We start from the raw sequence: 6,935 nt of genomic DNA on the forward strand, positions 1-6,935 counted from the left end.
AGCGTGCGCCAATTCACAACTATAAGGATTCCACCCTCCATTCGCAAATTCCGAGCATGCGCTCAGGTCAACGCATTTGACGTGATGGTAAGGCAAACCGGCTCTGTCGCATATTTCGGTCACCGAGTTGCCTGGAATCGACGTTCGACGGTTCTTCGAGGATTTGCGGTGTCCAACGGCTGCCAATTCGATCAGTCTGTCATCCCTTGCGCCCGTTGGTCTCTGACCTCATCGCCTGAGCCTTCGCGTCCTTGCGGAGAGGGCCGAGTGCGGCATCAACGTCTGTCGGGCGATCCGGTTGCACCAGCCTTCGCTCCACGGTGGGGAAGGGCGTATTTCGTTTGATATTCCCACGCGTTGCGCCATAGAGGCGGACTCTCAGGTCGAATCGTGCCGCCGCACTATCTTTGTGTTTGAGCATCGGATTTTTCCCAAAACCGGTTTCCACTTCTGGGTCCAATGTTCTAGACGTGACAGGCACCTTTTCCGGAATTCTGATGGCGGGAGGCGCTGGTGGAAAGCCAGGACGAACAGACGACCGGCGCCAGGGCCGCTGAGGGCAGCCATGCCGACATTTATGGCGAGGACGGCGCCATTCTGTCGTCGTTCTTGGCCCAGATCGGCGCAGCGATCGCCGATCGCGACACGCTGACGCTGAAGCGTGAAGTCGACGACCTGCACCAATCGGAACTCGGCGATCTGCTCGAGGCGCTTCATCCCGAACAACGCCGCGCGCTGGTCGACTTGTTGGGCGCCGATTTCGACTTTTCCGCGCTGACCGAGGTCGACGAGGCGATCCGCCGCGACATCGTCGACAGTCTGCCCAACGCGCAGATTGCCCAGGGGGTGCAGGATCTCGATTCCGACGACGCGGTCTACATTCTTGAGGATCTCGAAAAGGAAGACCAGGACGAGATCCTGTCGCAACTGCCGTTCACCGAGCGGATCAGGCTGCGCCGCTCGCTCGACTATCCCGAAGAGACCGCCGGCCGCCGCATGCAGACGGAGTTCGTCGCGGTGCCGCCGTTCTGGACGATCGGCCAGACCATCGACTATATGCGCGAGGACAATAACCTTCCCGACCGCTTCAGCCAGATTTTCGTCATCGATCCGAGCTTCAAGCTGCTCGGCGCCATCGATCTCGACCAGATCCTGCGCACTAAGCGCTCGATCAAGGTCGAAGAGGTCATGCATGAGACCAGGCACGCCATTCCGGCCACGATGGACCAGGAAGAGGCAGCGCGCGAATTCGAACAATACGACCTTCTCTCCGCCGCCGTCGTCGACGAGAACGAGCGGCTGGTCGGCGTGCTGACCATCGACGACGTGGTCGACGTCATCCAGCAGGAGGCCGAGGAGGATCTGCTGCGCATGGGCGGTGTCGGCGACGAAGAACTGTCGGACAGCATTCTTTCGACTTCGCGCTCGCGCGTTCCGTGGCTGCTCGTCAATCTCGGTACGGCCTTCATCTCGGCCTCGGTGATCAGTATGTTTGGTGCAACGATCGAGGAAATGGTCGCACTTGCCGCACTGATGCCGATCGTCGCCTCGCTGGGCGGCAACGCCGGTACGCAGACGATGACAGTGACCGTGCGCGCCCTCGCCACACGCGACCTCGATATCTACAATGCCGGTCGCGTCATTCGCCGCGAGGTTGTGGTCGGCCTGCTGAATGGCATGGTCATTGCAACGATCCTCGGGCTGGTCGCCGGCTTCTGGTTTCACAATCCCGATCTCGGTTTCGTCATTGCCGCGGCGATGATCGTCAACATGCTGGCTGCGGCACTCGGTGGCATTCTGCTTCCGCTGTTCCTCGACAGGCTCGGCGCCGATCCGGCGATTTCATCATCAATCTTCACGACGATGATTACCGACGTTATCGGTTTCCTCGCCTTCCTTAGCCTTGCCACCTGGTGGCTGCATCTGGGCGCGGGAGCCGGATAAGGCCCTTCAATTGACTTTTACGTAAGTTGCGTGCGAGGTTTCGATGGAGAGCTACCGGTCGATTCCGGTGCGGGACGAGCCCTTTTGTGAATGAAGGGCATCGCCGCATAATGGGCGATCGCGCCGCTATCCGGGCTTTTGGAGTGACGATGCGGGAATATTATTCGATAACCGAACTGACCCGCGAATTCGATGTTTCGACGCGGACGCTGCGCTTCTACGAGGACGAAGGGCTGGTGCAGCCGGTGCGGCGCGGCCGCACGCGGCTGTTTCGCCCGTCGGACCGGCATCTCATCCGCCAGATCATGCGCGGCAAGAGGCTCGGCTTTTCGATCAACGAAATCCGCGAAATCATCCAGATGTACAAGGAGCCGCCCGGGGAGGTCGGTCAGCTCAACCTGATGATCAAACGCATCGAGGAAAAGCGCGAGGATCTGCGCCAGAAGCGCCGCGACCTCGAAGAGACGCTGGCGGAACTCGATCAGGCCGAGGAATCCTGCGTCGAGCGATTGGTGGAGCTCGGCGTCAACACGTGAGCGGCCTTTTTTGACAATTCTACTCTGGCGGCCAGCTAGTGTGGTTTTCTGCCAGAGCGAATTCTTAAAAAGACCTTGCCGCACGCCTCAAATCCAGCGCCGCACCTTTTTAGCGTAATCCCGGTATTTCTTGCCGAATTTCGCCGTCAGAACTCTTTCCTCGCCCTCGATCGCCATCTTCTGCGTTGCGAAGGCGGCGATGATCGCCAGCGGCAGGAACCATACGATCCCCGAGATAAGGGCGACGCCGATCATCAGCAGCGTGTTGGCCAGATATATCGGGTTGCGGCTGACGGCGAAGGGGCCAGATGTGACCAGGTGATCCGGCACGGCGTTTGGGTGGAGCGTCGTCTTTGCCCGGATCATGGTGCGGATTGCCGTGAACCAGAGTGCGACGACGCCGAACAATGCCACCCAGCCGGCCGCGAACAGGATGTCGCCCAGAAGGCCGCCGATCCATGGCAGCGGATAGAGCAAGCCAAGCGCGATGCTGACGGCGATGGCCGCGACATAGATCAGCGGCGGCCACGGTATAAACCCCGGTTTCGGCTGCCCCGGTTTCTGTTGCCCAGGTTTCTGTTGATGGTCGGTCATTGTGCTCCTCCCTCCATCAAAGTGCTGTCGGCTTTGGCAGTGCAGGCGCCGGCGAGCTCGTCGAGATGTGCCTTCCATTCCGCAGCCTGGTCGTTGCGGTAGAGCTGATCAAGCGTGGCCTCGCCCTCGAGTGTATCGAGCATGCACACACAATAGCTGGAGCAGAACTCCGTGTCGCGCGATTGCTCGCACGAAGTCTGGCATTCTTTCAGGAAGGTGACCTGCCTGGTCTCGACCGGTGCCGGCATGACTTGCGAAAAAAGCCAGATCGAGCCGATCAGCACCGGCTGGTGGATCAGATAGAAGGCGAGGCTGTGCCGGCCGATAAAGACCAGCGGATTTGTCCAGCTGCCGGGCGTCAGGCCTGCCAACCGCGTCAGCAGGCCGGAGGCGGAGGCGAGTTTTGCCGTCGCGATGCCCGCAAGCACAGCGCCGAACCATGGCAACAGCGGGACATAATCGTTGGAGCGCGGGTTGGTTGCCGACAGGCCGACCCACCACAGGGCCGGATGGTCAAAGGTCTCGGACCTGAGGTAGAGCGGCGCGGTTATGACGAAAGCTGCCATAACCAGCGTCAGCAGCGCCGGCAGCCGCAGGAACGCCAGGCCGAGCAGGCTGGCGAGCGCGATCTCATGCAGGATACCGAAAAAGATGAAACTGTCCGGCGTGGCAAGCCTCGTGGCAGCCGATATGGCGAGCGCCGCCCCGGCGACCATGGCGAAGCGTTTCCAGAAGCCGTCCCAGCGGATCAGTTTGCCATGGGCGAGGAACAGGCTGACGCCGACCAGGAACAGAAAGGTCGAAGCGATGCAGCGCGCGTAGAATTTCCACCAGCCGAAGGCGGTCAGGCCGGGATCGGTGTAGCCAAAGAATTCGAGATCCCAGGTGAAATGGTAACTCGCCATGGCAAGCAAAGCGACGCCGCGGGCGACGTCGATGGCGATGATGCGCTTGGATCGGTCCTGAACGGTCGGCGTAGAAATGCTCATGGTCTCGCAATCTGATTCAGCACTGCAAGACGACTATCATGGTTGCCCCAGACAAAAGAAGACAGGGCCAAATCCCGTTGATGCTCAGGGCGTCGGTGAAAGCGCCGTATGCCGCTGACGCACCCATTAGAAGCGATGCGGGCCATATTCCTCGGGCATCAGCACTCCGGCCTCGTGGCGCCGGCCGGCTGGTTCCAGAGACGGCGCATTCGCGCTGGTAGCTGGCGGAATTTGGTTTGCCGGGCACGGCGATTCTGCCTATAGTCGCACCCGTCGTCGGTTCCGTTTGGAACCAAGAGGGAATGCGGTAAGGGCGATTCTTTGCCCAATGCCGTGGCTGCCCCCGCAACTGTGTGCGGTAGTCCTCTCCATATGCCACTGAAGAGTTTCTTTCGGGAAGAGCTTCTTCGGGAAGGTGGGGAAGGGCGCTGATCCGCGAGCCAGGAGACCTGCCGGCGACAGGAGAACTGATTTCTATGCCCTCGGGTGGAGGGCGAAAGGACAAGACATGAATACCGCTTCCGTCTCGCTCGTCGCTTCCGTCTCCTCGCAGTCGCGCTTCGTGCAGCTGGCGCTTGCTGCATTTCTCGGCATTTTCGTCATGGGCTTTGTCGGCTTCTCGCATATCGATGCGGTCCACAATGCCGCCCACGACTATCGCCATTCGATGGCGTTTCCCTGCCACTGACGAGGGGCCGACATCATGACACTGTTTCGCAACGTCGTGTTCATCGCGGCGATCGCAGGGCTTGTGGCTGGCGTCGTTCTCGCCTGCATGCAGGCCTACGCCACCGTGCCGCTCATTCTCAAGGCGGAAGTCTACGAGCAGGCCGGCGGTGGCCACACGCATGACCACGCCGCGGCGCCGGCCGCGAACGCCACGGACGCCAATGCCATGAGTAGCGCCGAACCGGCCGCTCCGGCTGCGGAAGACGAAGGCTGGGCGCCGGCCGACGGTTTCGAGCGCTTCGCCTTCAACGTCGTTGCCAACGTCGTCACCGGCATCGGCTTTGCGCTGATCCTGGTCGCCGCTTCGGAGTTCGCCGGCGGCATCGGCAATTGGCGTCAGGGCCTGTTCTGGGGCCTTGCCGGCTTTGCTGTGTTCACGCTGGCTCCGAACCTTGGCCTGCCTCCCGAACTGCCGGCTATGCCGGCTGCCGATCTCGCCCAGCGCCAGATCTGGTGGACGGCAACTGTGGTAGCGACAGCGGCCGGTCTTGGGCTGCTCGCCTTTCGCAAATCCCTGCCGCTGGCGCTGCTTGCCGTGGCGTGGATCGTGGCGCCGCATATCGTCGGCGCGCCGCAGCCCGACAGTTTTGAATCGCCGATCCCGGAAGCCCTGCACCACCAGTTCGTGGTGGCGGTGACACTGACCAATCTGGTGTTCTGGCTGGTGCTCGGCGCCGTCGTCGGCGTGGTGCGCGGCCGCTTGACCGGCAGCACGACCGGCCTGCGCGACAGCTTTGCCTGATCGCGCTGCTCCCGGCGGCAAGCTGACCCTGGTCATCGGCGGTGCGCGCTCCGGCAAGAGCGCGCATGCCGAAAGACTGGTGACGGCCTGTCCGGCGCCGTGGGCCTATATCGCTACGGCGCAAGCCTATGACGACGAGATGCGCGAGCGTATCGCGCTGCATCGGTCGCGGCGCGGCGAGGGTTGGACGACCATCGACGCGCCACTCGATCTCGTCGGCGCGATTGAGGCGTTGCCTGACGGCCGGCCTGTCCTCGTCGATTGCCTGACGCTGTGGCTGACCAACCATATGCTGGCCGAACGCGACATTGAGGCCGAATGCCGAGGGCTGGCCGATGTGCTGTCGCGGCCGCGCGGGCCATGGTTCGTGGTTTCCAACGAGGTTGGCCAGGGCATCGTGCCCGACAATGCGCTGGCTCGCCGGTTTCGCGATGCCGCCGGCCGGCTCAACCAGCAGGTCGCGGCAGTCGCCGGCACCGTGCTGCTGATGGTGGCGGGATTGCCGCTCGAGGTGAAATGACATGGCTGATAACAAACACATCGAAGACAAGCCGATTAACGACAGGGACGAGGAACGTCACCGCGCCAAGATGGCCAAGCGCAAGGCGGTGCAGGACGCCGAGGTCGCCGGAAAGACGGTCGAGAAGGCGCTGCTGATCGTCAACACCGGGCCCGGCAAAGGCAAGACCACCGCTGCTTTCGGGTTGGCGCTGAGGATGCTCGGCTACGGCAAGCGCGTCGGCGTCGTCCAGTTCATCAAGGGCAAATGGCATACCGGCGAGAAGGATGCCTTTGCCGCTTTCGGCGATCGGGTCGTCTGGCACACGATGGGCGAGGGTTTCACCTGGGAGACGCAGGATCTGAAGCGCGACATCGCCGCCGCCGAGGCTGCCTGGGCCAAGGCGCTCGAGCTGATGGCCGATCCGTCGATCAGCCTTGTGGTGCTCGACGAACTGAACATCGCGCTGCGCTACAATTATCTCGATCTCGACAAAGTGGTGGCGGCGCTGAAAGGGCGGCGCGAAAACCTGCATGTCGTCGTCACCGGCCGCAATGCCAAGCCGGCGCTGGTCGATGCCGCCGATCTGGTCACCGAGATGGGCGTGACCAAACATCACTTTTCCGCCGGCGTGAAGGCGCAGCTAGGGATAGAGTTTTGAACACTCCGAAGGAGGCTTCATCGGCGAAGCGGCCGATCTCCTCCTTGCGGGGAGATGGCCGGCAGGGCAGAGGGGGTCTCAAGACCTGGGTTCCTCGCCCACCGCGAAGCGGGGGGAGAGGTGGCCGCGAAGCGGCCGGGAGGGGTCCGGCGTGCAGTGCGGGTGCCCGCTCCGGGGGGGGGGGGGGGCGCCCCCCCCACCCCCCCGGGGGGGGGGGGGGGGCCCCACGGGGGTTGAGAGG

8 protein-coding genes and 1 riboswitch are annotated in these 6,935 nt (G+C 62.5%); of the genes, 6 read left to right on the forward strand and 2 right to left on the reverse strand.

Annotated features, from left to right (window positions below; all coding sequences use genetic code 11):
- The first annotated feature begins 513 nt into the window (after nucleotides 1-513).
- Together mgtE and AC0L3L_RS04990 are read left to right on the forward strand one after the other, a co-directional pair.
- A complete protein-coding gene (mgtE, locus tag AC0L3L_RS04985) occupies nucleotides 514-1,944 on the forward strand; it encodes a magnesium transporter (RefSeq protein WP_473636772.1) in 1,431 nt (476 codons plus the stop codon).
- 149 nt (nucleotides 1,945-2,093) lie between these two features.
- A complete protein-coding gene (locus AC0L3L_RS04990; protein ID WP_023685221.1) occupies nucleotides 2,094-2,480 on the forward strand; it encodes a MerR family transcriptional regulator in 387 nt (128 codons plus the stop codon).
- An 87-nt stretch (nucleotides 2,481-2,567) separates the two neighbouring features.
- On the opposite strand, the gene AC0L3L_RS04995 is transcribed toward AC0L3L_RS04990, so the two are convergent.
- Together AC0L3L_RS04995 and AC0L3L_RS05000 are read right to left on the reverse strand one after the other, a co-directional pair.
- Entirely contained in the window at nucleotides 2,568-3,074 is a 507-nt protein-coding gene (locus AC0L3L_RS04995) for a methyltransferase family protein (protein WP_473526666.1), read from the reverse strand.
- On the reverse strand, nucleotides 3,071-4,063 hold the full coding sequence (locus AC0L3L_RS05000) for an acetyltransferase domain-containing protein (protein WP_473636773.1): 993 nt from the start codon (nucleotides 4,061-4,063) through the stop codon (nucleotides 3,071-3,073). Before AC0L3L_RS05000 ends, AC0L3L_RS04995 begins: the two co-directional genes overlap by 4 nt.
- 260 nt (nucleotides 4,064-4,323) lie before the next feature.
- Nucleotides 4,324-4,534, forward strand: a riboswitch (cobalamin riboswitch).
- Between the two features lie 37 nt (nucleotides 4,535-4,571).
- Here AC0L3L_RS05000 and AC0L3L_RS05005 point away from each other — a divergent pair.
- Genes AC0L3L_RS05005 through cobO form a run of 4 tightly spaced genes read left to right on the forward strand, consistent with a single transcriptional unit; the run spans nucleotide 4,572 to nucleotide 6,694 of the window.
- Nucleotides 4,572-4,751, forward strand: a complete 180-nt coding sequence (locus AC0L3L_RS05005) for a CbtB domain-containing protein (protein ID WP_473485375.1) — start codon at nucleotides 4,572-4,574, stop codon at nucleotides 4,749-4,751.
- A 15-nt stretch (nucleotides 4,752-4,766) separates the two neighbouring features.
- Entirely contained in the window at nucleotides 4,767-5,534 is a 768-nt protein-coding gene (locus AC0L3L_RS05010) for a CbtA family protein (RefSeq protein ID WP_473636774.1), read from the forward strand.
- A 22-nt stretch (nucleotides 5,535-5,556) separates the two neighbouring features.
- Entirely contained in the window at nucleotides 5,557-6,054 is a 498-nt protein-coding gene (gene cobU / locus AC0L3L_RS05015) for a bifunctional adenosylcobinamide kinase/adenosylcobinamide-phosphate guanylyltransferase (RefSeq protein ID WP_473485397.1), read from the forward strand.
- A gap of 1 nt (nucleotide 6,055) precedes the next feature.
- A complete protein-coding gene (gene cobO / locus AC0L3L_RS05020; RefSeq protein ID WP_473636775.1) occupies nucleotides 6,056-6,694 on the forward strand; it encodes a cob(I)yrinic acid a,c-diamide adenosyltransferase in 639 nt (212 codons plus the stop codon).
- Nucleotides 6,695-6,935: the final 241 nt, after the last annotated feature.

Source organism: Mesorhizobium sp. WSM4849 (genome assembly GCF_055811385.1).

Excerpts from the sequence above, each read along its gene's own strand:
- AC0L3L_RS04990 (WP_023685221.1), top strand. The coding sequence starts at position 2,094 with ATGCGGGAATATTATTCGATAACCGAACTGACCCGCGAATTCGATGTT.
- AC0L3L_RS04995 (WP_473526666.1), bottom strand. The coding sequence starts at position 3,074 with ATGACCGACCATCAACAGAAACCTGGGCAACAGAAACCGGGGCAGCCG.
- AC0L3L_RS05000 (WP_473636773.1), bottom strand. The coding sequence starts at position 4,063 with ATGAGCATTTCTACGCCGACCGTTCAGGACCGATCCAAGCGCATCATC.
- AC0L3L_RS05005 (WP_473485375.1), top strand. The coding sequence starts at position 4,572 with ATGAATACCGCTTCCGTCTCGCTCGTCGCTTCCGTCTCCTCGCAGTCG.
- AC0L3L_RS05010 (WP_473636774.1), top strand. The coding sequence starts at position 4,767 with ATGACACTGTTTCGCAACGTCGTGTTCATCGCGGCGATCGCAGGGCTT.
- cobO (WP_473636775.1), top strand. The coding sequence starts at position 6,056 with ATGGCTGATAACAAACACATCGAAGACAAGCCGATTAACGACAGGGAC.